Origin of the sequence: Pseudomonas sp. FeS53a (genome assembly GCF_000931385.1) — a bacterium.
In the GTDB taxonomy this organism is placed as follows: Bacteria; Pseudomonadota; Gammaproteobacteria; order Pseudomonadales; family Pseudomonadaceae; genus Metapseudomonas; species Metapseudomonas otitidis.
Genome location: NZ_JYFT01000008.1, coordinates 55757 through 81858 on the forward strand (window position 1 = coordinate 55757; position 26102 = coordinate 81858).

At 68.5% G+C, this 26102-nt stretch carries 22 protein-coding genes, 1 pseudogene and 1 riboswitch; of the genes and pseudogenes, 15 read left to right on the forward strand and 8 right to left on the reverse strand.

The genetic code is table 11. From position 1 onward, the window contains the following. Positions 1-17: 17 nt before the first annotated feature. A complete protein-coding gene (locus SZ55_RS02955; RefSeq protein ID WP_044401043.1) occupies positions 18-611 on the reverse strand; it encodes a cupin domain-containing protein in 594 nt (197 codons plus the stop codon). An 86-nt stretch (positions 612-697) separates the two neighbouring features. Beyond that, positions 698-2647 (reverse strand): oxidoreductase, encoded by a 1950-nt coding sequence (locus tag SZ55_RS02960; protein WP_044401046.1) that lies wholly within the window; start codon positions 2645-2647, stop codon positions 698-700. A gap of 262 nt (positions 2648-2909) precedes the next feature. Here SZ55_RS02960 and SZ55_RS02965 point away from each other — a divergent pair, with 262 nt between their 5' ends. After that, entirely contained in the window at positions 2910-3872 is a 963-nt protein-coding gene (locus SZ55_RS02965; RefSeq protein ID WP_371320946.1) for an ABC transporter substrate-binding protein, read from the forward strand. 68 nt (positions 3873-3940) lie between these two features. Next, positions 3941-4732 (forward strand): class II aldolase/adducin family protein, encoded by a 792-nt coding sequence (locus SZ55_RS02970; RefSeq protein WP_044401052.1) that lies wholly within the window; start codon positions 3941-3943, stop codon positions 4730-4732. Positions 4733-4868: 136 nt separating this feature from the next. On the opposite strand, the pseudogene SZ55_RS02975 reads toward SZ55_RS02970, so the two are convergent. Then, positions 4869-5750: pseudogene (locus tag SZ55_RS02975) on the reverse strand (dihydrodipicolinate synthase family protein); the annotation flags it as partial. 48 nt (positions 5751-5798) lie between these two features. After that, on the reverse strand, positions 5799-6581 hold the full coding sequence (locus tag SZ55_RS02980; RefSeq protein WP_044401056.1) for an aldolase: 783 nt from the start codon (positions 6579-6581) through the stop codon (positions 5799-5801). A 136-nt stretch (positions 6582-6717) separates the two neighbouring features. On the opposite strand from SZ55_RS02980, the gene SZ55_RS02985 reads away from it, so the two are divergent. Then, positions 6718-7257, forward strand: a complete 540-nt coding sequence (locus tag SZ55_RS02985) for a helix-turn-helix domain-containing protein (protein ID WP_044401059.1) — start codon at positions 6718-6720, stop codon at positions 7255-7257. 53 nt (positions 7258-7310) lie between these two features. On the opposite strand, the gene SZ55_RS02990 is transcribed toward SZ55_RS02985, so the two are convergent. Continuing rightward, the gene (locus tag SZ55_RS02990; RefSeq protein WP_044401062.1) at positions 7311-8747 is read right to left on the reverse strand and encodes a TolC family outer membrane protein; all 1437 of its coding nucleotides are present in this window, start codon (positions 8745-8747) and stop codon (positions 7311-7313) included. Positions 8748-8954: 207 nt separating this feature from the next. After that, positions 8955-9061, forward strand: a riboswitch (TPP riboswitch). A gap of 90 nt (positions 9062-9151) precedes the next feature. On the opposite strand from SZ55_RS02990, the gene thiC reads away from it, so the two are divergent. Continuing rightward, entirely contained in the window at positions 9152-11035 is a 1884-nt protein-coding gene (thiC, locus tag SZ55_RS02995) for a phosphomethylpyrimidine synthase ThiC (protein ID WP_044401065.1), read from the forward strand. A gap of 131 nt (positions 11036-11166) precedes the next feature. Next, positions 11167-12456, forward strand: a complete 1290-nt coding sequence (gene cytX, locus SZ55_RS03000) for a putative hydroxymethylpyrimidine transporter CytX (protein ID WP_044401068.1) — start codon at positions 11167-11169, stop codon at positions 12454-12456. Here the strand turns inward: cytX and SZ55_RS03005 are convergent. Next, complete coding sequence (locus SZ55_RS03005) at positions 12425-13174, reverse strand: RsiV family protein (protein WP_044401070.1); 750 nt, start codon at positions 13172-13174, stop codon at positions 12425-12427. The genes cytX and SZ55_RS03005 overlap by 32 nt on opposite strands. Before the next feature lie 180 nt (positions 13175-13354). On the opposite strand from SZ55_RS03005, the gene SZ55_RS03010 reads away from it, so the two are divergent. The 9 genes from SZ55_RS03010 to SZ55_RS03050 all read left to right on the forward strand — a co-directional run bounded on the left by SZ55_RS03010 (position 13355) and on the right by SZ55_RS03050 (position 22575). Next, on the forward strand, positions 13355-13972 hold the full coding sequence (locus SZ55_RS03010; RefSeq protein WP_044401072.1) for an NUDIX domain-containing protein: 618 nt from the start codon (positions 13355-13357) through the stop codon (positions 13970-13972). Next, positions 13963-14418 carry a DUF1249 domain-containing protein gene (locus SZ55_RS03015; protein WP_044401075.1) on the forward strand — a complete coding sequence of 152 codons (456 nt, stop codon included), beginning with the start codon at positions 13963-13965 and terminating at the stop codon, positions 14416-14418. Before SZ55_RS03010 ends, SZ55_RS03015 begins: the two co-directional genes overlap by 10 nt. A 119-nt stretch (positions 14419-14537) precedes the next feature. Beyond that, positions 14538-15353: a 3',5'-cyclic-AMP phosphodiesterase gene (gene cpdA, locus SZ55_RS03020; protein ID WP_044401078.1), complete on the forward strand. Its 816-nt coding sequence runs from the start codon at positions 14538-14540 to the stop codon at positions 15351-15353. A gap of 59 nt (positions 15354-15412) precedes the next feature. Next, complete coding sequence (locus SZ55_RS03025; RefSeq protein ID WP_044401082.1) at positions 15413-16030, forward strand: YqiA/YcfP family alpha/beta fold hydrolase; 618 nt, start codon at positions 15413-15415, stop codon at positions 16028-16030. Between the two features lie 14 nt (positions 16031-16044). Continuing rightward, positions 16045-17934, forward strand: a complete 1890-nt coding sequence (parE, locus tag SZ55_RS03030) for a DNA topoisomerase IV subunit B (RefSeq protein WP_044401084.1) — start codon at positions 16045-16047, stop codon at positions 17932-17934. Continuing rightward, positions 17931-18914 (forward strand): esterase-like activity of phytase family protein, encoded by a 984-nt coding sequence (locus SZ55_RS03035; protein ID WP_044401086.1) that lies wholly within the window; start codon positions 17931-17933, stop codon positions 18912-18914. The genes parE and SZ55_RS03035 overlap by 4 nt, the downstream gene beginning before the upstream one ends. Then, the gene (locus SZ55_RS03040; protein ID WP_044401089.1) at positions 18911-19435 is read left to right on the forward strand and encodes a retropepsin-like aspartic protease family protein; all 525 of its coding nucleotides are present in this window, start codon (positions 18911-18913) and stop codon (positions 19433-19435) included. Before SZ55_RS03035 ends, SZ55_RS03040 begins: the two co-directional genes overlap by 4 nt. Positions 19436-19442: 7 nt before the next feature. After that, entirely contained in the window at positions 19443-21701 is a 2259-nt protein-coding gene (parC, locus tag SZ55_RS03045) for a DNA topoisomerase IV subunit A (RefSeq protein ID WP_044401092.1), read from the forward strand. Between the two features lie 157 nt (positions 21702-21858). Next, positions 21859-22575, forward strand: coding sequence for a PqiC family protein (locus tag SZ55_RS03050; RefSeq protein ID WP_044401095.1), 717 nt, complete (start codon positions 21859-21861; stop codon positions 22573-22575). A 71-nt stretch (positions 22576-22646) separates the two neighbouring features. Here SZ55_RS03050 and SZ55_RS03055 read toward each other — a convergent pair whose 3' ends face one another. Both SZ55_RS03055 and SZ55_RS03060 read right to left on the reverse strand, forming a co-directional pair. Next, positions 22647-23195 carry a metal-dependent hydrolase gene (locus tag SZ55_RS03055; protein ID WP_044401098.1) on the reverse strand — a complete coding sequence of 183 codons (549 nt, stop codon included), beginning with the start codon at positions 23193-23195 and terminating at the stop codon, positions 22647-22649. Between the two features lie 23 nt (positions 23196-23218). Next, positions 23219-24745, reverse strand: coding sequence for an AhpA/YtjB family protein (locus SZ55_RS03060; RefSeq protein WP_044401101.1), 1527 nt, complete (start codon positions 24743-24745; stop codon positions 23219-23221). 133 nt (positions 24746-24878) lie between these two features. Here SZ55_RS03060 and serB point away from each other — a divergent pair, with 133 nt between their 5' ends. Further along, positions 24879-26093, forward strand: a complete 1215-nt coding sequence (gene serB / locus SZ55_RS03065) for a phosphoserine phosphatase SerB (RefSeq protein WP_044401104.1) — start codon at positions 24879-24881, stop codon at positions 26091-26093. Positions 26094-26102: the final 9 nt, after the last annotated feature.

The window sequence follows — 26102 nt, forward strand, 5'->3', positions numbered from 1 at the left end:
GCCGAGGCGGCGCGGGATCAGAAGGTCGGCGGGGTCACGATCCACAGCACCAGGGCATCCCGCTCGCCGGGGTTGCCGTAGCGGTGCGGCTCCTGGCTGGAGAAGGCGAAGCTGTCGCCTTCGTTCAGCAGGAAGTGGCGTTCGCCGACCCACAGCTCGAACTGCCCGCTCAGCACGTAGCCGGCTTCCTCGCCTTCGTGGCTGTAGCTCTCCTCGCTGTAGGTGCCGGGCGGAAAGCGCGAATGGAGGACCTCCAGCGAACGGCTGGGCTGCGGGCTGAGCAGCTCGTCGGTGATGCCGTCCTCGTAATGCAGGCTCATGCGGGCGTTGCGCCGCACCACGTAGCCCCGGTCGGCCTCGGCCACGGGGGCTTCGCTGCCGAAGAACCACTGGATGGTCACCCCCAGGCTGCGGGCGATGTTGAACAGCGCCGGGATCGAGGGGTAGGCGAGGTTGCGTTCCAGCTGGCTGATGTAGCCGGCGGTGAGCGAACTCTGCTCGGCCAGTTCGCTCAGGGTCATGCCGCGGCGCTTGCGCAGGCCGCGGATGCGGGTGCCGAGGAACTGGCTTTCAGGCGGTACGGCCTGGGGCGAGGGCGGCAGTGGGCTCATTGTCTGGCTGTCCTTGTAGGCCGGCGGCCCGGTGTGTCGGGCGCGGCATTGTAAGGCAGGTTCGACCCTTGCCGCGCGCCCCGGCTTCAGAGCGTCCAGGCTGCCTGCAGCCCCTCGAAGATCGCCTCTTCCGCCGTGCGGGCCGCCAGGCAATCGCCGATGCGCTGGAACGGCACCCGGCCTTCCAGGGCGCTGCCCAGCTCATCGAACGGCGCATGGCCCTGGCACAGCACCAGGGTGTCCACCTGCTCGAACAGCATCGGCTCGCCGCTGGCGCTGTGCAGCATGTACACCGTGTCGTCGTCGCAGCCATACAACCGCGCGTAGGGCGTGACCGGGATGCCCAGGCGATGCAGCTCGCCGGCCATCTGGTCGCGCACGTACAGCGGCAGGCTCTCGCCGCAGTGGGTGCCGTTCACCGCCAGCCGCACCGCATGCCCCTGGCGCACCAGGTGCTCGGCGATGCCGGGGCCGATCCAGTCGCAGCGCCAGTCGGCCACCAGCACCGAGCGACCGACCTTCACCTCGCCGCGCAGCACCTGCCAGGCATCCACCACCTGCAGGTCGCCGCCGCGTTCGAACGCCGGCCAGTAGGGGCGGGCGCCGGTGGCGAGGATGACCCGGTCCGGGCGCTCCCGCTCCACCAGGGCCAGGTCCACCCGGGTGTTGCGCTGCACCTGCACGCCAGCCAGCTCCAGCTCGCGCTGCAGGTTGGTAGCGGCGCCGCCGAATTCGCTGCGCCGGGGCAGCAGCTGGGCCAGCAGCACCTGCCCGCCGAGCTGGGCGCCGGCTTCGTAGAGGGTGACCTGATGGCCGCGGCGGGCCGCCACGGCGGCCGCCTTCATGCCGGCCGGGCCGCCGCCGACCACCATCACCCGCTGCGGGCGATCGGTGGGGACGAGGCGCCCGAACTGCTGTTCGCGCCCGGTTTCCGGGTGCTGGATGCAGGAGATGGGGTAGCCCTTGTGGAAGTGGCCGATGCACGCCTGGTTGCAGGCGATGCAGGCGCGCACGTCGTCCACCCGGCCGCTGGCGGTCTTCTCCGGCATCTGCGGGTCGCAGATCAGCGCCCGGGTCATGCCGCACACGTCCGCCTGGCCGCTGGCGATGATCTGCTCCGCTTCCTGGGGCTGGTTGATGCGCCCGGTGACGAACAGCGGGATACCCAGCCGGGCCTTGAAGTGCCCGGCGGTTTCGGCCAGGTAGGCCGGCGCCACCGCCATCGGCGGCACGATGTGCACGGCGCCGCCGAAGGACGCGGAGGTGCCGGCCACCAGGTGCACGTAGTCCAGCTGCGGCTGCAGGGCGAGCACGGCGCTGAGGGATTCGTCCTCGGTCAGCCCCTGGGGATCGCGCTCGTCGGCGGAGATGCGCAGGCCGACGATGAAGTCTTCGCCGCCGGCTTCACGCACCGCCTCGAGCACCTCGCGGAGAAAGCGCAGGCGGGCGTCGAGGTCGCCGTTGTAGCCGTCCTCGCGCAGGTTGACCCGGGGGTTGAGGAACTGCGCCGGCAGGTAGCCGTGGCTGGCCACCACCTCCACACCATCCAGCCCGGCCTCGCGCAGGCGCCGGGTGGCGGCGCCGTAGCCGGCGACGATCTCGTCGATCATGGCCTGGTCGAGGGCCCGGGGCATGACCCGGAAGCGCTCGTTGGGCGTGACGGACGGCGCGTAGGCCACCGCCAGCAGGCCGTTGGCGGTCTCCATGATCTCCCGCCCGGGGTGGAACAGCTGCGACAGCACCAGCGTGCCGTGGGCGTGGCAGGCCTCGGCCAGTTCGCGGTAGCCCTCGATGCAGGAGTCGTCCGTGGCCATCAGCACGTGGGAGGTGTAGCGCGCGCTGTCGTGGACGCCGGCCACCTGCAGCACGATCAGCCCCACGCCCCCTTCGGCGCGGGCGCGCTGGTAGGCGATGAGGGTGTCGTTGACGCGGTTGTCGGTGGGCATGCTGGTGTCGTGCCCGCTGGACATGATGCGGTTCTTCAGGCGCTTGCCGCGCAGGTGCAGGGGCTCGAACAGGTGGGGGAAGGCAGACATGGGGGCCTCGGCGAGGTCGTTTCTTATAAATTCATTACTTGTTTGTTTTCAGTAAAAAATCAACTTGTTTTTTTAATGACGTGGCCCTAGCGTGAAAGCCCCCCTCGACGGGGCATCCCTGAACAACAACAAGACTGGGAGCACGTTCATGCGAAACCACACCTCATCTCCGTTCCACCGGCGCAGCGCGCCGTTCCTGCCCCGCCTGCTCACCTGCCTGGCCCTGCTGCTGCCCGCCCTGGGTGCCCAGGCGGCGCCCGACATGGTGGTGGTCGGCTACGGTGGCGACGGCCAGAAGGCCCAGGACGAAGCCTTCTTCAAACCCTTCGCGGCCGAGGATGGCCACCGCCTGATCCAGACCGAATACAACGGCGAGATGGCGCGCATCCGGGTGATGGCCGAGACCGGCCACGTGGACTGGGACCTGGTGCAGATCGAGGGGCCCGACCTGGTGCGCGGCTGCGAGAGCGGCCTGTTCGAGACGCTGGACTGGTCGCGCCTTGGCGGCCGCGAGGCACTGATCGACCAGGCCGCCCAGGACTGCGGCTCGGCCGCGATGGTGTGGGGCGTGGCCCTGAGCTACGACGCCGACCGCCTGAAGACGGCGCCCACCTCCTGGGCGGATTTCTGGGACCTGGAGAAATTCCCCGGCAAGCGCGGCCTGCGCAAGCGCGCCGTGTACAACCTGGAGTTCGCCCTGCTGGCCGACGGCGTGCCGGTCGGCGAGGTGTACAAGGTGCTGGCCACGCCGGCCGGGGTGGACCGCGCCTTTGCCAAGCTCGACCAGATCAAGCCGCAGATCCAGTGGTGGGAGGCCGGTGCCCAGCCCACCCAGTGGCTGGCGGCAGGCGATGTGGTGATGACCTCCTCCTACTCCGGGCGCGTGGCCGCCGCGCACCAGGGCGGGCGCAACTTCGCCCTGGTGCTGCCCGGCAGCCTCTACGGCATGGACTACTGGGCGGTGATCAAGGGTTCCCGGCACCTGCCCCAGGCCGAACGGCTGGTCGCCTACATGAACCGCAAGGCGCCGCAGCTGGACTACATCGGTCGCATTCCCTATGGCCCGACCAACCGTGAGGCCGCCGCCGCGCTGGACGCCGAGCAGGCGCGCTGGATTCCGGCCACGCCCCAGGCCCTGGCGGACGCCCTGCCCATGGACGTGGAGTTCTGGGTCGACCACGGCGAGGAGCTGGAGGAGCGCTTCAACGCCTGGGCGGTGCGCTGATAGGGTGCCTCTACCCGGCCCACCCTCGCGGTGGGCCACTTCACCTTCCACCGACCCCGGAGCCTTCCATGACGCCGCTGCACGCCCCGCTGCCCCCTTCGTCCTGCTCCCCCGAGGAGCGCACCCTGCGCCAGGAGCTGGCCGCCTGCTACCGGCTGGTGGCGCACTTCCGCATGACCGACCTGATCTTCACCCACATCTCGGTGCGCCTGCCGGGGCCCGAGCACCATTTCCTGATCAACCCCTACGGGCTGATGTTCGACGAGATCCGCGCCAGCGACCTGGTGAAGATCGACCTGCAGGGCCGCCCGGTGGAGCCGACCCGCCACAAGGTCAACCCGGCGGGCTTCGTCATCCACAGCGCCATCCATGCCGCCCGCGAGGACGCCCGCTGCGTGCTGCACACCCACACCCGCGCCGGGTGCGCGGTGGCCGCCCAGCCGGCCGGGCTGCTGCCGGTGAACCAGATATCCATGGAGTTCTATGGCCGCGTGGCCTACCACGGCTACGAGGGCGTGGCGCTGAACCTCGACGAGCAGAAGCGCCTTGTGGCTGACCTCGGCGACAAGCCGGTGATGATCCTGCGCAACCACGGCCTGCTGACGGTGGGGGAGACGGTGGCCCAGGCCTTCCTGCGCATGTACTACCTGGAGAAGGCCTGCGACATCCAGCTGGCCGCCCAGGCCGGCGGCGAGCTGCTGCTGCCGTCCCACGAGGTCTGCGAACACACCCAGCGCCAGTTCAACGAACCCGCGCGCCCGCTGGCGGACGGCGAGTTGAGCGACCCGGATGCCAACGAACTGGCCTGGCAGGCGCTGCTGCGCCTGCTGGACCGGGTGGCACCGGACTACCGCGATTGAGCCGCCCCGCCCGCCGTGCGACGGGCGGGGCCGCCGGTCAGCGCAGGTCGGCCAGCAGGCCGCTCAGGTAGCGCTGCCCTTCGTCATCCAGCGCCTGCAGGGGCAGGCGCGGGACGCCCACGTCCAGCCCGGTCAGGCGCAGGCCGGCCAGCAGGCCGCTCAGGTAGCGCTGCCCTTCGTCATCCAGCGCCTGCAGGGGCAGGCGCGGGACGCCCACGTCCAGCCCGGTCAGGCGCAGGCCGGCCTTGACGGTGGTGGGCAGGCCCCGGCGGGTGATGTAGTCCAGCAGCGCCAGCTGGCGATAGAAGGACTGCCGCGCCTCGTCCAGGCGTCCCTCGCGCACCGCCTCGTAGAGCGCCAGGTTGTGCCGGGGGATGAGGTTGGGCGCGGCGGTGCACCAGCCTTTCGCCCCAGCCACCAGGGCCTCCAGCGCCAGCGGGTTGCAGCCGTTGTAGAAGGCCACCTGGCCGTCGGAGAGCAGGTGCAGCCGGTGCATGCGCTGGATGTCGCCGGTGCTCTCCTTGACCATCGTGACGTTCTCCACCTCCCGGACGATCCGCAGGATCAGCTCCACCGGCAGGTCCGTGCCGCTGGTGCCCGGGTTGTTGTAGAGCATCACCGGGATGCCGATGGCTTCGCCCACCGCGCGGTAGTGGGCAAGGATCTCCGCCTCGCTGAGCTTCCAGTAGGACACCGGCAGCACCATCACCGCGCTGGCGCCCAGCTGCTCGGCCAGGCGGGCGCGGCGCACGGTGCGTGCGGTGGTCAGGTCGGACACGCTGACGATGCTCGGCACGCGGCCGGCGACGGTGCTCAGGCTGAATTCCGCCACAGCGTCCCATTCCGGGTCGCTGAGGTAGGCGCCTTCGCCGGTGCTGCCCAGGGGCGCGATGGCGTGCACGCCGCCGTCCAGCAGGCGTTCGATGGAGTGGCCGAGGGCCGGCAGGTCGAGGGCGCCGTCCGCGCCGAAGGGGGTGATGGTGTAGCCGATGATGCCGTGGAGGATGGAAGAGGACATGGGTGCACCTGGGGCAATGAACGAAAGGTCTTGTGTGGTGGCGCGCGGTCAGCTCAGGCAGTCGCCGTGCTGACGCAGGCTGCGCCGTGCGTAGTAGCTGAAGGCCGCGCCGTGGCGCTTGGGCGTGGAGATCCAGTCGTGGGCCTCACGACCGAGGGCCGGCGGGATGGGGCGGATCTCGCCGGCGGACATGGCCAGCAGCTGCATCTTCGCGGCGCGTTCGAACAGCAGCGCCAGTACGCAGGCTTCCTCGATGCTGGCACCGGTCACCAGCAGGCCGTGGTGGGAGAGCAGGATGGCGCGCTTGTCGCCCAGGGCGGCGGAGATGATCTCGCCCTCTTCGTTGCCCACCGGCACCCCCGGCCACTCCTTGAGGAAGGCGCAGTCGTCGTACAGCGGGCAGAGGTCCATGTGCGAGACCGCCAGCGGCACTTCCAGCATCGACAGGGCGGCGGCGTGCAGCGGGTGGGTGTGGATGATGCAGTTCACGTCCGGGCGGGCGCGGTACACCCAGCTGTGGAAACGGTTGGCCGGGTTGGCCATGCCCTGGCCCTGGAGCACCTTGAGGTCCTCGTCGACCCGCAGCAGGTTGCTGGCGGAAATCTCGTCGAAGCCCAGCCCCAGTTGCTGGGTGTAGTAGGTGCCGGGCTCCTCGGCACGGCAGGTGATCTGCCCGGCCAGGCCGGAATCATGGCCGCCCTCGAAGAGGATTCGGCAGGTCAGGGCCAGTTTTTGCCGGGCCGTCCACGTATTATCCAGCAGGCTGGTCTGCATCTGCCGTTCGGCATGCTGGATCAGTTGGTCCTTGGGGAGGTGCATGGTAGTTGCCATGTGAGCATCCTTAGCCGGGTGACGCGAGTGGGGCTCGCGGTCATGTCGAAGCGAATGACACAAACAAAGCTAAATGACACAAAGTGTCATTGGCAAGAGAAAAGTTTCCCGCACCGACGCCAAAGGGGCGTTCTGCATGTCCATGCGATTGAAATTGTTGAGAAAAAAACTGGGGATGACCCTGGAAACGCTGGCCGAGAAGACCGGCATGACCAAGAGCTACCTGTCCAAGGTGGAGCGGGGCCTGAGCACGCCCTCCATCGCCACCGCGCTGAAGCTGTCGAAGGCGCTCAGCGTGCCGGTGGAGGAGCTGTTCGCCGAGGAGGGGGCCGCCAGCGAGGGCTACAGCCTGGTGCGCCACGACGAGCGGCAGCCGCTGGCGCGGGACGACGAGGGCCCGGCCTACGCCTCCCTCGCCCGGCAGATCGGCGACCGCGCGCTGCTGCCGTTCATCGTCCATCCCCCCCGGGACTTCAGCCATTCGACCTTCAAGGAGCACCTGGGCGAGGAGTTCATCTTCGTCCACCGCGGGCGGGTGGAGGTCGACTTCCTGTCCGAGCGCCTGACCCTGGAAACCGGCGACGCGCTGCACTTCAACGCCCAGAAGCCGCACCGCCTGCGCTCCCTGGGCGAGGAGCAGGCCGAGTTGCTGGTGGTGGTGCACAGCGAGGAGTGAACCTCGCACCCATGAAAAAGCCCGGCATGTGCCGGGCTTTTTCATGGGGCCTGTCAGTTGGCCTTGTTGCGCAGGCTGGCTTCCGCCGCCTTGGCCAGGTCCGGGGGCAGGAAGTCCTTGTCCGGGTCGTAGTCCGCCTTGAGGAAGCCGGCCAGGGCTTCCAGGTCGGCCGGGCTGAGGGTGCCGGCGGCCTGCTTCAGGCGCAGGTTGTCGAGGATGTAGTCGTAGCGGGCGTTGTTGTAGTCGCGCACCGAGCTGTACAGCTGGCGCTGGGCGTCCAGCACGTCGACGATGTTGCGGGTGCCGACCTGGTAGCCGATTTCGGTGGCTTCCAGGGCGCTCTGGTTGGAGATGATCGACTGCTTGCGGGCCTTGACCTGCTCGACGTCGGTGTTCACCGCGCGGTGGTAGTTGCGGGTGTTCTGCACCACCTGGCGGCGCAGGCTTTCGCGCTGCTGCTCGGTCTGGCTCAGGCGCTGGTAGGACTCGCGCACCTGGGAGCTGGTCAGGCCACCGCTGTAGATCGGGATGTTCAGCTGCAGGCCGATGGTGCGCTGCTCGACATCGCTGCCGTAGCGCACGGGGCTGTTGCCGCTGTTGGTGAAGCCGAGGCTGTCGTTGTCACCCTTCTGGTACTGGGCGACGGCATCCAGGGTCGGGGCGTGGCCGGACTTGCGCTGGCGCAGGGTTTCCTCGGCGGCGTCCACGGCGTGGTTGCTGGCCTGCAGGTTGAGGTTCTGCTGGGCGGCGGTGTCGACCCAGGCCTTGGCGTCGTTCGGGCTGGGCACCACTACCGGCAGGGTGTGCTGGATGCCTTCGATGGCGCCGTATTCACGGTTGGTCAGGGTGGTCAGCGCCTGGAAGGCGTCTTCCACGTTGCGCTCGGCGATCATCCGGTTGGCGCGGGCGGTGTCGTAGCCGGCCTGGGCTTCGAGCACGTCGGTCTTGTCCGAGAGGCCCACGTCGAAGCGCTCGTTGGCCTGGTCGAGCTGGCGCTTGAAGGCAGCTTCCTCGGCCTTGGTGGAGGCGAGGTTGTCCTGGGCGCGGAGCACGGCGAAGTAGCCTTCGGCGGTCTGCAGGATCAGGTTCTGCTGGGTCGCGGAGAACTCCAGGGAGGCCTGTTCGGTGCTGGCCTCGGCGGCCTTGAGCTGGAACCAGCGGTCAGCGCGGAAGATCGGCTGGCTGAGGCTGGCCTGGTAGACGATGCCGCTGCGCGAGCTGGTGGCCGAGGGCTGGTCCAGCTTGGTGCGGGTGTCGTTGGCGCTGGCGCCGCCATTGATCTGCGGCAGCAGGCCGGCACGTGCCTGGGGCACGGCCTCGCGCTGGGCTTCGAAGTTGGCGCGGGCGGCGGCGAGGTCGGCGTTGTTGTCGACCGCGTCCTTGTACACGGTTACAAGGTCCGTCTTGGCTGACAGCGGGGCGTTGGCTGCCCAGGCGGTTCCGGCGAATGCGGAGGCCACGGCAACAGCCAGTGAGAGTCTGCGCAGCATGATCAATCCTGGATTCAGTGGGGTCGGGCAAGGCTACGGGTGCCGTGGTACGCGGTCAAGACAACCACCAGGCGGGCTGAGTGTAGTTTGCCGGACGTTATGTTGCCTGCCCGGAACAATACTGTTTTCAGCGGATTTCCTGACGCGCGGGTCATTTATTTACCGGCGCGGGCTTGGTTTGTGGCGGCGGGCTTGATTAGACTGCGCGAGTTCTTGTCGGGGTGCCTCGAATCGGAGGCTGAGATCGGAAAGTTCCGGATCCCGTTGAACCTGATCAGGTTAAGGCCTGCGTAGGGAACAAGATGTGCCTCTCCCGCCTTGCACTCCGGAGAGGTCCCTCTCGGCACCAGCCCCGGTGCACTCTGCCTTTCAGGTTCGCTCCGACATCACCCAGGAGCCTGCCGATGACCGCAAAACAACAACGAAACCTGAGCGAGAGCGCCCAGGTCGATCAGCAATCCGTCCAGCCGTTTCCCCGTTCTCACAAGGTCTATGTACAGGGCTCGCGCCCCGACATCCGCGTGCCCATGCGCGAGATCGCCCTGGACGTGACCCCCACCGCCTTCGGTGGCGAGATCAATGCGCCGGTGACCGTCTACGACACCTCCGGCCCCTACACCGATCCGACCGTCGCCATCGACGTGCGCAAGGGGCTGGCAGACATCCGCACCCCCTGGATCGATGACCGCAACGACACCGAACGCCTGCCGGGCCTGACCTCCGAGTTCGGCCAGCGCCGCCTGGCGGACGCCGAGCTGTCGGCCATGCGCTTCGCCCACGTGCGCAACCCGCGCCGGGCCAAGGCCGGGCACAACGTCACGCAGATGCACTACGCGAAGAAGGGCATCATCACGCCGGAGATGGAGTTCGTCGCCATCCGCGAGAACATGAAGCTGGCCGAGGCCCGTGAGGCCGGCCTGCTGAAGGAGCAGCACCCGGGGCACAGCTTCGGCGCCGCCATCCCGAAGGAGATCACCCCCGAGTTCGTCCGCGAGGAGGTCGCCCGCGGCCGCGCCATCATCCCCGCCAACATCAACCACGTGGAGCTGGAGCCGATGATCATCGGCCGCAACTTCCTGGTGAAGATCAACGGCAACATCGGCAACTCGGCCTTGGGTTCCTCCATCGAGGAAGAGGTGGCCAAGCTGACCTGGGGCATCCGCTGGGGCTCGGACACGGTGATGGACCTGTCCACCGGCAAGCACATCCACGAGACCCGCGAGTGGATCATCCGCAACTCGCCGGTGCCCATCGGCACCGTGCCGATCTACCAGGCCCTGGAGAAGGTCGGCGGCATCGCCGAGGACCTGACCTGGGACCTGTTCCGCGACACCCTGATCGAGCAGGCGGAGCAGGGCGTGGACTACTTCACCATCCACGCCGGTGTGCTGCTGCGCTATGTGCCGCTGACCGCCAAGCGGGTCACCGGCATCGTTTCCCGTGGCGGTTCGATCATGGCCAAGTGGTGCCTGGCGCATCACCAGGAGAATTTCCTCTACACCCACTTCGAGGAAATCTGCGAAATCATGAAGGCCTACGACGTGTCCTTCTCGCTGGGCGACGGCCTGCGCCCCGGCTCCATTGCCGACGCCAACGACGCGGCGCAGTTCGGCGAGCTGGAGACCCTCGGCGAGCTGACCAAGGTGGCCTGGAAGCACGATGTGCAGACCATGATCGAAGGCCCCGGCCACGTGCCCATGCACCTGATCAAGGAGAACATGGACAAGCAGCTGGAATGCTGCGACGAGGCGCCGTTCTACACCCTCGGCCCGCTGACCACCGACATCGCCCCCGGCTACGACCACATCACCAGCGGCATCGGCGCCGCGATGATCGGCTGGTTCGGTTGCGCCATGCTCTGCTACGTCACGCCCAAGGAGCACCTGGGCCTGCCGAACAAGGATGACGTGAAGACCGGGATCATCACCTACAAGATCGCCGCCCACGCCGCCGACCTCGCCAAGGGCCACCCCGGGGCGCAGATCCGCGACAACGCCCTGAGCAAGGCGCGCTTCGAGTTCCGCTGGGAGGACCAGTTCAACCTCGGCCTGGACCCGGACACCGCCCGCGCGTTCCACGACGAGACGCTGCCCAAGGAGTCGGCCAAGGTGGCTCACTTCTGCTCCATGTGCGGGCCGAAGTTCTGCTCCATGAAGATCACCCAGGAAGTGCGCGACTACGCCAAGGAAAACGGGCTGACCGACGAACAGAAGGCCATCCAGGCCGGGTTCGCCGAGCAGTCCGGGCGGTTCCGCGAAGAAGGCTCGGTGATCTACAAGCAGGTCTGACCGAGCCGGGCCCGGCGTGCCCCAGGCATCGCCGGCGCCCCGATCCACCCTCTTTCGCAAGCCGGGCCTGATGCCCGGCTTCGCGGTTTGTGGGCCAATCCTTGCCACCGTCCAACCAGGGCATCCGCCACGTGAACACCTCGCCTCGCTACTCGCCGTCCATCCCGGTCGCTTTCGACCAGCGCGTTCTCGGCACGCGCGACCTGTTTTCCTTCTGGTTCTCCCTGGGCCTCGGCCTGATGGTGCTGCAGACCGGTGCGCTGCTGGCGCCCGGCCTGGGTGGGGACGATGCGCTGCTGGCGATCCTCCTGGGCACCGGCGTCGGCGTGCTGCTGCTGGGGGCTGCGGCGCTGATCGGCAGCGACACCGGGTTGTCGAGCATGGCGGCGATGAAGCTCAGCCTCGGCTCGGCCGGCGCGTCCCTGCCGGCGCTGCTCAACCTGCTGCAACTGGTGGGCTGGGGCGCCTTCGAGATCATCGTCATGCGCGATGCCGCGAGCCTGCTGGCCAGCCGCAGCTTCGGCGAGCAGGGCGCCTGGACCTCGCCGCTGCTCTGGACGCTGGTCTTCGGCGGCCTGGCGACCCTGCTGGCAGTGGCCGGCCCCTTGGCTTTCGTGCGGCGCATCCTGCGGCGCTGGGGCATCTGGCTGCTGCTGGGGGCCTGCCTGTGGCTGACTTGGGACCTGCTGCGCCGTGCGGACCTGGGCGCCATCCTGGCCAAGGCGGGCGACGGTTCGATGGGCTTTGCCCTGGGCTTCGACATCGCCATCGCCATGCCGCTGTCCTGGCTGCCGCTGATCGCCGACTACACGCGCTTCGGGCGGCGTGGCTCGGGGGTGTTCGTTGGCTCGGCCCTGGGCTTCTTCGTCGGCTGCCTGTGGCTGATGAGCCTGGGCGTGGCCTACACCCTGGCGTTCGCCGAGGGCAGCGATGCCAACGCCCTGCTGCTGGCCCTGGCCGGTGCCGGGACGGGCATTCCGCTGTTGCTGGTGCTGCTGGACGAGTCGGAGAAGGCCTTTGCCGACATCCATTCGGCGGCCGTTTCGGCGGGCATCCTGCTGCCGCTGAGGGTGGAGCAGCTGGCCCTGGCCATCGGTGTGCTGTGCACCCTGATCGCGGCCTTCGCGCCGCTGGCGGAGTACCAGAACTTCCTGCTGCTGATCGGCTCGGTGTTCGCGCCGCTGTTCGGCGTGGTGCTGGTGGATCACTTCATCCTGCGCCAGCGCCGTGCGGAGCTGGCGCCGCGCCGTGTGCTGCGCTGGGACACCCTGGTGGCCTGGGGCTGCGGTGTGGCGCTGTACCACCTGCTGGCCGCCCGCTGGCCGGAGCTGGGGGCGACCCTGCCGGCGCTGCTGGCGGCCGGCGTGCTGCAGTGGGGGCTCGGGCGGATCAGCCTCGGCCGGGGAAATACTCCGGCTTGAGGATGCCGTTGAGCTGCGGGTAGGGGATGGTCAGCTCCGGGTGCCCGCTGGCGTAGGGGGCGATGCTGTAGACGTCGTACTTCAGCAGCATCGCGCCACGGGTCAGGGCCACGTGCTCGGTGCGCTGGAAGGGCCAGGTGCTGGCGAAATCGGCATCCTGGTCCAGCTTGTTGGCCGCCAGCCAGCGCTGGTGCGCCGTTTCCGCCAGCTTCCAGAAGGCTTCTTCCTGGCCGGGCAGCAGCATGTCGCGCAGGGTCAGCGCCTGCTCGCGCTTGCGGTCGTAGGTGATGAGGCCGCGCCCTGGCATGCCGTGGGCCCCGCCGGTGGCCAGGTAGCTGGAGAGTTCGATGATCGTCAGTTGGTCATGCTGCTCGCGTACCTTGGCCTGCAGGTAGCTGGCCCAGCCGGGCTCGGCGCGGGCGAGGAAGTCCCGTTCGTAGGAGGCCAGCGAGGCCGGCAGCGGCGTGCCGGGGGCGTCCTGGGTCATCTGCAGCAGGCGGCGGGTGACCAGGCTTTCCAGTGCCGGTGCGTCGGGGAAGTGCACCACGTCGATGTTCACCAGCGGGCAGCTCTCGCCCTGGCAACCGGGCTTGAGGTGTTCCCAGGCCTGGCGTTCGACCTTCAGGCCGGTGTCGGGCGCAAGGCTCTGGCAGGCGCCGAGCAGGAGGGTGAAGGCGGCGAGCGCCAGTTTTTTGCGCAGGGAGAGGGAATCGGTCATCGGATCGGCTGTCTGCTGGACGGTGCGGTTTTCGACTGTTCCCGGCGCCATGAGTTCGCGGCGCCGGGCAGGAGGGGACGCATGATCCCAGTCCCCGGCCCGCCTGCAAAGAGGCTGCGCAAAGCCGAAACGGCGGAGTAGGATGCGCGGACGCAGAACCACCCGAAAGAGCGAGATGCAATGACAGACACCTTCAAACCCGGCCCTGATGCGATCGACGTGATTGAGCGCGAGGTGTGTTTCCGCGGCTTCTACCGCCTGGACCGCCTGCGCCTGCGTCATCGGCAGTTCTCCGGGCAGATGGGCCCGGAACTCAGCCGCGAGCTGTTCGTGCGCCACGATGCCGTCTGCGTGCTGCCCTACGATCCGCAACGCGATGAGGTGGTGCTCATCGAGCAGTTCCGTGTCGGCGCCATGGAGAAGAGCCAGAACCCCTGGATGCTCGAACTGGTGGCCGGCCTCATCGACAAGGCCGAGGAACCGGAAGAGGTGGCCCGACGCGAAGCCGTCGAAGAGGCTGACCTGACATTGACCTCCCTCTGGCCCATCACCGCCTACTATCCTTCACCCGGTGGCTCCGACGAATTCGTGCATTTGTACGTAGGCCGTTGCACCGCAGAGGGTGCCGGTGGCGTACACGGTCTGGCGGAGGAGGGGGAGGACATCCGTGTCCACGTGCTGTCCTTCGCCGATGCCCTGGCCGCCCTGCGCGAGGGGCGCATCATCAACGCTGCCGCCATCATTGCCCTGCAATGGCTGGCGCTGAACCGCGACGAAGTACGGGGGATGTGGACGTGAACCTGTTGCGCGACCGCTACCGGGTGGACCTGGCCGGGCTGCAAGCCGCCTGTGAGGCCAACTACGCCCGGCTGATGCGGTTGCTGCCCCAGATGCGCGAGGCCCAGGCCTCGCGCCGCGTGGCCCTGAGCCAGGGCGAGCACCTGTTGGGGGTGCTGGCGCTGGACGTGGTGGAGGCATGCTCCTACACCACCACGCTGAAGGTGCGCCAGGAGCTGCCGCTGCCCTGGCTGCCGTCCCCGCAGCTGGAGGTCCGCGTGTACCACGATGCGCGCATGGCCGAGGTGGTCGCCGCCGAGAACGCACGGCGCCTGCGCAGCTTCTATCCCTACCCCAATGTCGACATGCACCAGCCGGACGAGAAGAGCCAGCTGAACCTCTTCCTGGGTGAGTGGCTGTCCCACTGCCTGGCCTGTGGTCACGAAGTCGAACCCGTCGTCTTGTAGGAAACTTCTTTCCGCCCATCTCCCGGGGCGCGCTAACTGTGAACCATTCCCGGTTCTCGGGTTTACCGCGTCACGCTTGTGCCACCATAATTCGTGGCATTCACCCCCAGGAGACTGTCTTGTCCAGCGCGAACCGCCACGCCGCTGCTCCTTCGGTCCTGCTCGTGCAGTTGTCCGACAGCCACCTCTTCGCCGAAGAAGAAGGACGGCTGCTGGGCATGAATACGCACGACAGCCTGAGCCGCGTCATCGACCAGGTGCTGGAGGAACAGCCCGCCATCGACCTGGTGCTGGCCACGGGTGACCTGTCCCAGGACGGCAGTCCCGAGTCCTACGTCCATTTCCGTGATCTCTGTGCCCGCATTCCCGCGCCGTGCCGCTGGTTCCCCGGTAATCACGACGAGGTCCAGGTGATGGAGCAGGTGTGCCGCGACAGCGACCTGCTGCAACCGGTGATCGACTTCCCCGCTTGGCGCGTGGTGCTGCTGGATTCCACCATCGGCGGTGCCGTGCCCGGGCATTTCCCGCCCGCCCAGCTGGCCCTGCTGGAGCAGGCGCTGAGAGAAGCCGGCGATCGCCATGTGCTGGTGAGCTTCCACCACCACCCGGTGCCCATCGGCTGCCGCTGGATGGACCCGATCGGCATCCGCAACCCGGACGCCCTGTTCGAGGTGCTGGCGCGCTTCAGCAATGTGCGCGGCGTGCTCTGGGGCCATGTGCACCAGGAGTTCGACCAGCTGCGCGACGGCGTGCGCCTGTTGGCCTCTCCCTCCACCTGCGTGCAGTTCGCGCCGGGGAGCGAGGAGTTCCAGGTCGGCGGTGAGGCCCCGGGCTATCGCTGGCTCAGGCTGCACGGCGATGGCCGCCTGGAGACCGGCGTATCGCGGGTCACCGGAATCGATTTCGAAGTGGACTACAGCGTCAAAGGTTATTGACCTTGGCGCCGAGGCACGGCAAGAAGTACGACTGCCAGCCACACACCCCAGGACGCCACGTGCCCACCGCCGCCCCCGCCATCCTCTATATCCACGGCTTCAACAGCTCACCCGACTCCCGCAAGGCCCTCCAGCTCACTGCCCTGATGCAGCGCATGGGGCAGGCCGAGCGGCTGCGCGTGCCGGCCCTGCACCATGGCCCGCGCCAGGCCATCGAGCAGCTGGAGGCGGCCCTCGCCGAGCTGGGCCGGCCGGTGCTGGTCGGCAGCTCACTGGGCGGCTACTATGCGACCCACCTTGCGGAGCGGCACGGGCTCAAGGCCATCCTGATCAACCCGGCGGTGAACCCGCACCGGCTGTTCGAGGGCCGCCTCGGGCCGCAGAAAAACTATTACAGCGGCGAGGAATGGGAGCTGACCCAGGCCCATGTGGACGCCCTGGCAGCGCTGGAAGTGGCACCTCCGCAGGACGCCAGCCGCTACCAGGTCTGGCTGCAGACCGCCGACGAAACCCTGGACTACCGCGAAGCCGAGCGCTTCTACCGTGCCTGTGCCCTGCGCATCGAGGCCGGCGGCGACCATGGGTTCCAGCGCTTCCCCGCCCATTTGCCGGCCCTGCTGGCGTATGCCGGTTTCCCCGCCCAGCAGTGGCGGGACATCGATTTTTCCGACCTTTGAACGAAAGGGAATCCATGGCCACTTACAACGCGGATGCCATTGAAGTCCTCTCCGGCCTGGACCCGGTGCGCAAGCGCCCGGGCATGTACACCGACACCAGCCGGCCCAACCACCTGGCCCAGGAAGTCATCGACAACAGCGTCGACGAAGCCCTGGCCGGCCATGCCAAGAGCGTCCAGGTGATCCTCCACGAGGACAACTCCCTGGAAGTGATCGACGACGGCCGCGGCATGCCCGTCGACATCCACCCCGAGGAAGGGGTGCCCGGCGTCGAGCTGATCCTCACCAAGCTCCATGCCGGCGGCAAGTTCAGCAACAAGAACTACCAGTTCTCCGGCGGCCTCCACGGCGTGGGCATCTCGGTGGTGAACGCCCTGTCCACCCGTGTGGAAGTGCGCGTCAAGCGCGAGGGCAACGAATACCGCATGGCCTTCGCCGATGGCTTCAAGGCCAGCGACCTGGAAGTCATCGGCACCGTCGGCAAGCGCAACACCGGCACCAGTGTGCATTTCTGGCCGGATGCCAAGTACTTCGACTCCCACCGCTTCTCCGTCAGCCGGCTGAAGCATGTGCTCAAGGCCAAGGCCGTGCTCTGCCCGGGCCTGCTGGTCACCTTCGAGGACAAGGCCGCCGGCGAGCGCGTCGAATGGCACTACGAGGACGGCCTGCGCTCCTACCTGGTGGACGCCGTCAGCGAATACCTGCGCCTACCCGACGAGCCGTTCGTCGGCAGCCTGGCCGGTGACAAGGAGGCGGTGGACTGGGCCCTGCTGTGGCTGCCCGAGGGCGGCGAGTCGCTGCAGGAGAGCTACGTCAACCTGATTCCCACGGCCCAGGGCGGCACCCACGTCAACGGTCTGCGTCAGGGCCTGCTGGACGCCATGCGCGAGTTCTGCGAGTTCCGCAACCTGCTGCCACGCGGGGTCAAGCTGGCCCCCGAGGACATCTGGGAGCGCATCGCCTTCGTCCTCTCGATGAAGATGCAGGACCCGCAGTTCTCCGGGCAGACCAAGGAGCGCCTGTCTTCCCGCGAGGCGGCCGCCTTCGTCTCCGGCGTCGCCAAGGATGCCTTCAGCCTCTGGCTCAACGCCCACCCCGAGCTGGGCCTGCAACTGGCCGAACTGGCCATCAGCAACGCCGGCCGCCGCCTCAAGGCGGGCAAGAAGGTCGAGCGCAAGAAGATCACCCAGGGCCCGGCGCTGCCCGGCAAGCTGGCCGACTGCGCCGGCCAGGACCCGATGCGCGCCGAGCTGTTCCTGGTGGAAGGTGACTCCGCCGGCGGCTCCGCCAAGCAGGCCCGGGACAAGGAATTCCAGGCGATCATGCCGCTGCGCGGGAAGATCCTGAACACCTGGGAAGTCGACGGCGGCGAAGTGCTCGCCAGCCAGGAGGTCCACGACATCGCCGTGGCCATCGGCATCGATCCCGGCTCCAGCGACCTGTCCCAGCTGCGCTACGGCAAGGTCTGCATCCTCGCCGACGCCGACTCCGACGGCCTGCACATCGCCACGCTGCTCTGCGCCCTGTTCGTGCGTCACTTCCGCCCGCTGGTGGAAGCCGGCCACGTCTACGTCGCCATGCCGCCGCTATACCGCATCGACCTGGGCAAGGAGGTCCACTACGCCCTCGACGACGCCGAGCGCGACGGCATCCTCGACCGCATGGCGGCCGAGAAGAAGCGTGGCAAGCCCCAGGTCACCCGCTTCAAGGGCCTGGGCGAGATGAACCCGCTGCAGCTGCGCGAAACCACCATGGACCCGAACACCCGGCGCCTGGTGCAACTGACCCTCGATGACGGCAGCCTGACCCACGAGATGATGGACATGCTGCTGGCCAAGAAACGCGCCAGCGACCGCAAGAGCTGGCTCGAATCCAAGGGCAACCTGGTCGAGGTCCAGGTGTGAGGGCGGGCCTGTTCCTCGCCCTGCTGCTGTCCGCCCCGTCGTTGTGGGCCGCTGCCCCGGTGGAAGAGCTGCGGCTGGTGGCCGAGTACCCGGTGGCGGGCATGGACGGCGGCAACCTGTCCGGCCTGGCAGTCTGTGGCAAGGCGCTGCAGAGCGTGTCCGACCGGGTGGATGACCGCCTGTTCGTGCTGGAGCCGGTGGACGGCGTCCTGCAGGCGCGTGCGGAAGCCTTCGAGGCACCGCCGCCGCCGCCCAGCGGCCTGCCCTGGGGCGTGCGCACACGCACCTGGTTCATGAACCTGTTCCGTGGCAACGAACTGGACCTGGAAGGCATCACCTGTGATGCCGCCGGCAACCGCTACCTGCTCAGCGAAGCCCATGCCGCCGTGCTGCAGGTTCGCCCGGAAGGCACCGCCGATTGGCTGCGCCTGCCGGACAGCCTGGTCCGCCAGGCCCGCGCCAGTGGCATGCTGCTGCACTTCAATGCGCTGCTCGAAGGGATCGCCATCGACCCCGCCGGGGAGCGCCTGTGGTTGGCCGCCGAACGCGAGCGCCGTGGGCTGATGGTGGTGCACCGCAAGCAGTCCACCTGGTCGTGCTCCGGGGGCTGCGTGATCTTCAGCGAGGCCGGCGAGGACACCCCGCCGCCGACCCTGGGGCGTGCGGTACCGATGGCCAAGGACTTCGCCGACCTGTCGCTGTACAAGGGCAAGCTGTTCACCCTGGAGCGCCATGCCCACAAGGTCTGTCGCCGCGATCCGGCCAAGGGCCTGGTGGAGCGCTGCTGGTCGTTCGCCGCCGAAGCCCTCACCGAGCCCCGTCGCTACGACGTGGACTGGGGCATGGCCGAGGCGCTGGTGGTCGACGCCGACGGCGCCTGGATCGGCGTCGACAACGGCTCCAGCGTGCGCGCCGACGGCGAGTCGCGTCCGATCGTGTGGCGCTTTGCCAAGCCGACCGGAGGCTGGGAAGCACCATGACCCAGCAGGCGCCGGGCAAGCGTGTGGGCCGGGTGATGCTGGTGCTCGCCTGGGGCATTGCCATGCTCCTGGCCACACACTTCTTCGGCCGCTGGGAAGACGGCAAGCGCAATCCCAACCAGGCGCCCACCTCCACCCGTGGCGATGGCTATGTGGAAGTGCGCCTGGCCAGTGGCAGCCAGGGGCATTACCTCGCCAATGGCCGTATCGATGGGCAGGCCGTGACCTTCCTGCTGGACACCGGCGCCACCGCCGTTGCCGTGCCTGAAGCGCTGGCCCGGCGCCTGGCGCTCAAGCGCGGCGAGCCCATCACCCTGAGTACCGCGAATGGCCGCACCACCGGCCATCGCACCCATCTGGACGAGCTGCAACTGGGCGACATCCACCTTGCCCAGGTGCCCGCCATCATCGCTCCCGGCATGGATGGCGACGAGGTGCTGCTCGGCATGAGCGCCCTCAAGCAGCTCGAATTCACACAGCGCGACGGCACTCTGGTGCTGCGCCAACACCTGACACCGTGAGGCACGCATGAGCGAAACCCTCGATCTCTCCCTGGAAGGCGTGGAACGCCGTTCCCTGGCCGAGTTCACCGAGCAGGCCTACCTGAACTACTCCATGTACGTGATCATGGATCGCGCCCTGCCGCACATCGGCGACGGCCTGAAGCCCGTGCAGCGGCGAATCATCTACGCCATGAGCGAGCTGGGCCTGGATGCCGACTCCAAGCACAAGAAATCCGCCCGTACCGTGGGCGACGTGCTCGGCAAGTACCACCCCCACGGCGACTCCGCCTGCTACGAGGCCATGGTGCTGATGGCCCAGCCCTTCAGCTACCGCTACACGCTGGTGGACGGCCAGGGCAACTGGGGTGCGCCGGACGATCCCAAGTCCTTCGCCGCTATGCGCTACACCGAAGCGCGGCTGTCCCGCTATGCCGAGGTGCTGCTCTCCGAACTGGGCCAGGGCACCGTGGACTGGGGCCCCAACTTCGACGGCACCATGCAGGAGCCCCTGACCCTGCCGGCGCGCCTGCCCAACCTGCTGCTCAACGGCACCACCGGCATCGCCGTGGGCATGGCCACCGACGTGCCGCCGCACAACCTGCGGGAAGTGGCCAGTGCCTGCGTGCACCTGCTGGACGAGCCCTCGGCCACGGTCGAGCAGCTCTGCGAACACGTGCTCGGCCCGGACTTCCCCACCGAGGCGGAGGTCATCACCCCGCGTGCCGACCTGCTGAAGATCTACGAAACGGGCCGTGGCTCGGTGCGCATGCGCGCCGTGTACCGCGTCGAGGACGGCGACATCGTCGTCACCGCGCTGCCCCACCAAGTCTCCGGCGCCAAGGTGCTGGAGCAGATCGCGGCCCAGATGCAGGCCAAGAAGCTGCCCATGGTGGCCGACCTGCGCGACGAGTCGGACCACGAGAACCCCACCCGCATCGTCATCATCCCGCGCTCCAACCGCGTGGATGCCGACGAGCTGATGCAGCACCTGTTCGCCACCACCGACCTGGAGTCCAGCTACCGGGTCAACATGAACGTGATCGGCCTCGACGGGCGTCCCCAGGTCAAGGACCTGCGCACCCTGCTCACCGAGTGGCTGACCTACCGCGTCGGCACCGTGCGCCGCCGCCTGCAGTTCCGCCTGGACAAGGTGGAGAAGCGCCTGCACCTGTTGGATGGCTTGCTGATCGCCTTCCTCAACCTCGACGAGGTGATCCACATCATCCGCACCGAGGACCAGCCCAAGCCGGTGCTGATGGAGCGCTTCCAGCTCAGCGAAGCCCAGGCCGACTACATCCTCGACACCCGCCTGCGCCAACTGGCCCGCCTGGAAGAGATGAAGATCCGTGGCGAGCAGGACGAGCTGCTGAAGGAACAGAAGAAGCTGCTGGCCCTGCTGGGCAGCGACGCCAAGCTGAAGAGGCTGGTGCGCGAGGAGCTGATCAAGGACGCCGAGACCTACGGCGATGCGCGCCGCTCGCCGATCGTCGCCCGTGCCGAGGCCCGCGCCCTGTCGGAAACCGAACTGATGCCCACCGAGCCGGTCACCGTGGTGCTCTCGGAGAAGGGCTGGGTGCGCTGCGCCAAGGGCCACGACATCGACGCCACCGGGCTTTCCTACAAGGCGGGCGACGGCTTCAAGGCCTCAGCGCCGGGCCGTTCCAACCAGTTCGCGGTGTTCATCGACTCCACCGGCCGCAGCTACTCCCTGGCGGCGCATTCGCTGCCGTCCGCCCGTGGCCAGGGCGAGCCGCTCACCGGCCGCCTGACGCCGCCGCCGGGGGCCACCTTCGAATGCGTGCTGCTGCCGGACGACGACGCGCTCTACGTGATCGCCTCGGACGCGGGCTACGGCTTCGTGGTCAAGGGCGCCGACCTGCAGGCCAAGAACAAGGCCGGCAAGGCGCTGGTCAGCCTGCCGGAAGGTTCGCGGGTGATGGCGCCGCGACCTCTCGGCAGCCTGGAGGAGGACTGCCTCGCCGCCGTGACCACCGAAGGGCGCCTGCTGCTGTTCAAGGTTGCGGACCTGCCGCAGCTGGCCAAGGGCAAGGGCAACAAGATCATCGGCATCCCCGGCGAGCGCGTTGCCAGCCGCGAGGAATACCTGGCCGACCTGGCCGTGCTGCCCGCTGGCGCCACCCTGGTGTTGCAGGCCGGCAAGCGCACGCTGTCGCTCAAGGCCGACGACCTGGAGCACTACAAGGGCGAGCGCGGACGGCGTGGCAACAAGCTGCCCCGTGGCTTCCAGCGGGTCGATGCACTGCAGGTGGAGCTGCCGGGCTGACCGCCCGGCGGAGCCTTGGCGCCTGCCATTCGACGCGCGAGGCTGGAGTCGTCCGCCGCATTGGCGGATGATAGTGCCCCCTGACGGCCCCGCCATGGCGGGCGCCCCGAGATGAATTCGAACAGGGCCGCCGCGTGCGGCCCGGAAGAGCAGACAGATGAACGTCGTACGACTTCCACTCCTGGCGCTGCTGACCAGCCTCCTGGGGCTGGCGGGTTGCGTCCACACCCCACCCGCGCCGCTCTACCAGCTGGAGACCGGCAACTCCGAGCTGCCCTCCCAGGCTGCCGGCATGGCCGTGCTGCTGGGCCCAGTGTCCGTGGCGGACTACCTCCAGCGCGAAACCCTTCTGCAACGCCAGCCCGACGGCAGCCTGACCGCCTCCACCGAGGGGCGCTGGGCCGGCAGCCTGGCCGGTGACATCGACCAGCTCCTGCTGCGCCAACTGGCCTGGCGCCTGGACAGCCAGCGCCTGGTGCTGGCCCCTGCCAACCCGGGTTTCACCCCGGATGCCCAGGTGCTGCTGAGCATCAACCGCCTGGACTCCGGCCCCCAGCGCCCGGCGGTGCTGGAAGCCCAGTGGCGGGTGTTGGACAAGGCCGGCCAACTGCGTGACAGCCGCCTGGTGCGCCTGGAGCAGCCCCATGACGGTTCGGCGGGCGATCAGGTTCGCGCCCAGAGCCAGCTGCTGCAGCAACTGGCCGAGCAACTGGCGGGTGCCGTGAAGCCCCTGGAGGGCCAGGCCTCTGCGCCCGCTGCCGGGGAGACGCGCAAGCCCAGCCCCGCGCCCGCGCGCAACAGCCGGGAGCCGGCGCAACCGAAGATCCCGATGGCGGCTCCGGTGCGTACCGATGTGGAGGTGTTCCGCTTCTAGCGGTGTGCCGTTCCACCTGTGAAAACGCCGCGCATCCCCAGGGAGCGCGGCGTTTTTTTTCAGCCGGGCGTTCAGGCGTGGTCGCGTTGCGGCGAGCGCAGCAGCAGGTGGCGCAGGGTGAAGCCGGACAGCGCGACAGCCAGGCAGGGCAGCCAGACCCAGCGGGCTTCCGAGCCCAGCACGGCCAGGCCGCGGGCGCTGAAGAAGCCCTTGATGAAGGGCGAGACCTCGATGGGGCGCCAGGGCAGGAAGTAGCGCTCCTGGCTCCACGGCCAGAACCAGGCGACACCCAGGCCGCCGTTGGTGAGTGCGTCCAGGGCGCTGTGGCTGAGGGCCGCCAGACCGACGAACAGGCCCGCCTTCAGGGGGCCGCAGCGCAGCGGGCGACAGAGCAGGGCGGCCAGTGCGGCGCAGAGCGCGGCGAACAGCAGCGAATGGCTGAATCCCCGGTGGCCGAAGGCATCGGCATAGGCGATGCCCAGCTTGAAGGCGAGCACGTCGGCGTCCGGCAGGCAGGCGGCAATCAGGCCGGCCAGCAGCAGGCGCGGGGGAATGACCCGGCTGCCCAGGGCGATGCCCACGGCAAGCACCGGCAGGGGATGGGTGATCAGTGTGGTCATGTTGCCGTTCCGTGGCGCCCGGCTCAGTGCCGGGCTTCGTGCATGCGGGCCAGCTGGCGTTCCAGCAGCGAGGGGTAGGGTTCCAGCAGGCGTTCAACGCAGCAGGCGCCTTCGGGGCTGGCGATGGCACGCACACGCGCCCGCTGGCGCACCAGCGCGTCATCGGCGATGGCGCGGTCCACCAGCAGCAGGTTGCGGCTGTGCTGGCTGAGCGCGAGGGCGGCCTGGGTCACGTCGTCCAGCAGCAGGTCGCCTTGGCTCATGCCGGCCAGGCTGTCGCCGAGGGTCAGGCCCAGCTGCAGCTGGAGGGTGATGCCGCTGTCGGCCACCTCAATCTGCAGGGCGTGGCCCAGGGCACGCAGCAGCTCGCCGCAGCACAGCGCATGGGTGAGGTGGTCCTCGCCGCTGTCGAGGCTGTGGAACAGCATCAGGCTGCTGCCGTCGTTGAGGGTGTGCAGCTCGCCCTGGTAGAGGGTGGCGGCTTGGTCGAGGCAGTCGCGGTAGCGTTGCAGCAGGTCCAGCAGGCGCGAGCGCGGCAGGCGGCGCAGCTGGTCCTGGGCGCCCAGTTGCACGGCGAGCACGGCGCTGCGCTGGGGCACGCTGGGTTGCACCGGTGCTGGGGGCTCGACGGCCGGCGCACGGGGCGGCTCCTCCACCGGGCGAAGCTCGGCGAAGGGATCGTCATCGTCCGGGGTGAACAGGCGGCTGGGCAGCTCGTCCTCGACGTCGTAGCGGGTGTCGCGCAGGTCGCGGACCTCGAAGCCGTCTTCTTCGTCTTCCAGGCCGGGCTCGGGCTGGAGGTCTTCATCTTCGAGTTCCGGGTAGTCCGGCTCGGGCTCGGGTTCCGGCTCGGGCTTCTCCGGCACCAGGCGGGCCTGGAGCTGGCGGGCGAGGTCGCCCAGCTCATCCTGGCGGCCGGCACCGGGGGCGGGGTCGTCCGGGTCACGCAGCCACACCCGCAGTTGCAGCAGCGGCGTGGACAGGTGGCGACCCAGGCGCAGGCTGAGGGACAGCGTCAGGGCCAGCAGGATGAGGCTCAACAGGCCCATGCTCTGCAGGCTGATGGTCATCGGCTGCTGGAACTGCTGCATGTCCAGGCTCAGGCGCAGGTGCCCGGCGATGACTTCCTGGAAGGTGATTGGGGTGGAGTACAGCCCGGTGGTTTCGCCCAGCAGGCCCTGCTTGGGCCGCGAGCCGGCCTCGGCGAGGATGCGGTTGTCCACGCTGTAGATGGCGGCGTGGGCTACCAGCGGGTTCTTCACCAGGTTGTTGAGCAGGACGTTGAGGCTGAGGATGTCGTTGGACACCAGCAGCTCGGTGGCGGACGCGGCAGTCTGCGCGGTGAGGCTCTGGCCGAGGGCGTCGGCCTGCTGCTGCATGGCCTGGCGGAACTGCATGCCCATCACCCAGGCGTAGATCACCAGCGCCAGGGCAACCAGGAGCAGGCTGTGGCTGGCGATGCGCAAGGCGATCGGCACACGGCGCTGGCGCAGGGCGTTGAAGATCAGCAGGAAGAAGTTGTCGGGTTTGACGGACGTGGGCCGGTTCACAGAGCTCGGCTCTTCTCGGACGGAATTGGGGCGCAGTATAGCGAGCGCCCCCCGCAGGGCAAAGCGGCCGGCATGCTCGCCGGGCCGGGAAAGTGGGTAGAATGTGCGCCTTTTCCACTGCAGGAGGTGCGCCTTGCGCGAAATAGTCCTGATCAACATCACCGGTGAGGATCGGCCCGGTCTGACCGCGGCGATCACCGGCGTCCTGGCGCAGGGCGGCGTCAACATCCTCGACATCGGCCAGGCCGTCATCCACGACACCCTGTCGTTCGGCATCCTGGTGGAGATCCCCGGGACCGAGCAGGCCTCGTCGGTGCTGAAGGACGTGCTGTTCACCGCCTACAAGCTGGACCAGCAGGTGCGCTTCACGCCGGTGTCGGAAGCCGACTACCAGACCTGGGTCGGCGGCCAGGGCAAGGCCCGCCACATCGTCACCCTGCTGACCCGCAAGGTCACTGCCGAACAGCTGCAGCGTGTCAGCGCCATCACCGCGAAGTACGACCTCAACATCGACCACATCGACCGCCTGTCCGGGCGCATGCCGCTGGACATGCCCGACAGCCAGGGCAAGGGCTGCATCGAGTTCTCCGTGCGCGGTGAGCCGGCCGACCCGGCAGCGCTGCGGGCCGAGTTCCTCAGCGTGGCCCAGGAGCTGAACGTCGACATCGCCTTCCAGCGCGATTCGGTGTTCCGCCGCAACCGCCGCCTGGCGGTGTTCGACATGGACTCGACGCTGATCGAGGCAGAGGTCATCGACGAACTGGCCAAGGCGGCCGGTGTGGGTGATCAGGTGGCCGAGATCACCGAGCGTGCGATGCGCGGCGAGCTGGATTTCCGCGCCAGCTTCAAGGAGCGCCTGGGGCTGCTCAAGGGGCTTTCCGAAGACGTGCTGCAGGAAATCGGTGCCTCCCTGCGCCTGACCGAGGGCGCCGAGACGCTGTTCGCCGAGCTCAAGCGCCTGGGCTACAAGACCGCGATCCTCTCCGGGGGCTTCACCTATTTCGCCAAGCAGCTGCAGGCCAAGCTGGGCATCGACTACGTGTTCGCCAACGAGCTGCAGATCGTCGACGGCAAGCTGACCGGCGTGGCGGTGGAGCCCATCGTCGACGCCCAGCGCAAGGCCGACCTGCTGCGCGAGCTGGCCGAGCGCGAGGGGTTGCGCCTGGAGCAGACCATCGCCGTGGGCGACGGCGCCAACGACCTGCCGATGCTGGGCCTGGCCGGCCTGGGCGTGGCCTTCCGTGCCAAGCCGCTGGTCAAGCAGTCGGCCAAGCAGGCCATCTCCACCCTGGGGCTGGACGGCATCCTCTACCTGCTGGGGTTCCGCGACCGCGACGGCCAGGACTGAGTCCGGCCA

What these genes read in the sequence shown, in the direction of transcription:
- SZ55_RS02970 (WP_044401052.1), top strand. Translation starts at nt 3,941, where the DNA reads ATGACGCCGCTGCACGCCCCGCTGCCCCCTTCGTCCTGCTCCCCCGAG.
- SZ55_RS02985 (WP_044401059.1), top strand. Translation starts at nt 6,718, where the DNA reads ATGTCCATGCGATTGAAATTGTTGAGAAAAAAACTGGGGATGACCCTG.
- SZ55_RS02980 (WP_044401056.1), bottom strand. Translation starts at nt 6,581, where the DNA reads ATGGCAACTACCATGCACCTCCCCAAGGACCAACTGATCCAGCATGCC.
- SZ55_RS03050 (WP_044401095.1), top strand. Translation starts at nt 21,859, where the DNA reads ATGAACGTCGTACGACTTCCACTCCTGGCGCTGCTGACCAGCCTCCTG.
- SZ55_RS02955 (WP_044401043.1), bottom strand. Translation starts at nt 611, where the DNA reads ATGAGCCCACTGCCGCCCTCGCCCCAGGCCGTACCGCCTGAAAGCCAG.
- parC (WP_044401092.1), top strand. Translation starts at nt 19,443, where the DNA reads ATGAGCGAAACCCTCGATCTCTCCCTGGAAGGCGTGGAACGCCGTTCC.
- parE (WP_044401084.1), top strand. Translation starts at nt 16,045, where the DNA reads ATGGCCACTTACAACGCGGATGCCATTGAAGTCCTCTCCGGCCTGGAC.
- SZ55_RS02965 (WP_371320946.1), top strand. Translation starts at nt 2,910, where the DNA reads ATGGTGGTGGTCGGCTACGGTGGCGACGGCCAGAAGGCCCAGGACGAA.
- SZ55_RS03055 (WP_044401098.1), bottom strand. Translation starts at nt 23,195, where the DNA reads ATGACCACACTGATCACCCATCCCCTGCCGGTGCTTGCCGTGGGCATC.
- thiC (WP_044401065.1), top strand. Translation starts at nt 9,152, where the DNA reads ATGACCGCAAAACAACAACGAAACCTGAGCGAGAGCGCCCAGGTCGAT.
- SZ55_RS03010 (WP_044401072.1), top strand. Translation starts at nt 13,355, where the DNA reads ATGACAGACACCTTCAAACCCGGCCCTGATGCGATCGACGTGATTGAG.
- SZ55_RS02990 (WP_044401062.1), bottom strand. Translation starts at nt 8,747, where the DNA reads ATGCTGCGCAGACTCTCACTGGCTGTTGCCGTGGCCTCCGCATTCGCC.
- SZ55_RS03005 (WP_044401070.1), bottom strand. Translation starts at nt 13,174, where the DNA reads ATGACCGATTCCCTCTCCCTGCGCAAAAAACTGGCGCTCGCCGCCTTC.
- SZ55_RS03040 (WP_044401089.1), top strand. Translation starts at nt 18,911, where the DNA reads ATGACCCAGCAGGCGCCGGGCAAGCGTGTGGGCCGGGTGATGCTGGTG.
- SZ55_RS02960 (WP_044401046.1), bottom strand. Translation starts at nt 2,647, where the DNA reads ATGTCTGCCTTCCCCCACCTGTTCGAGCCCCTGCACCTGCGCGGCAAG.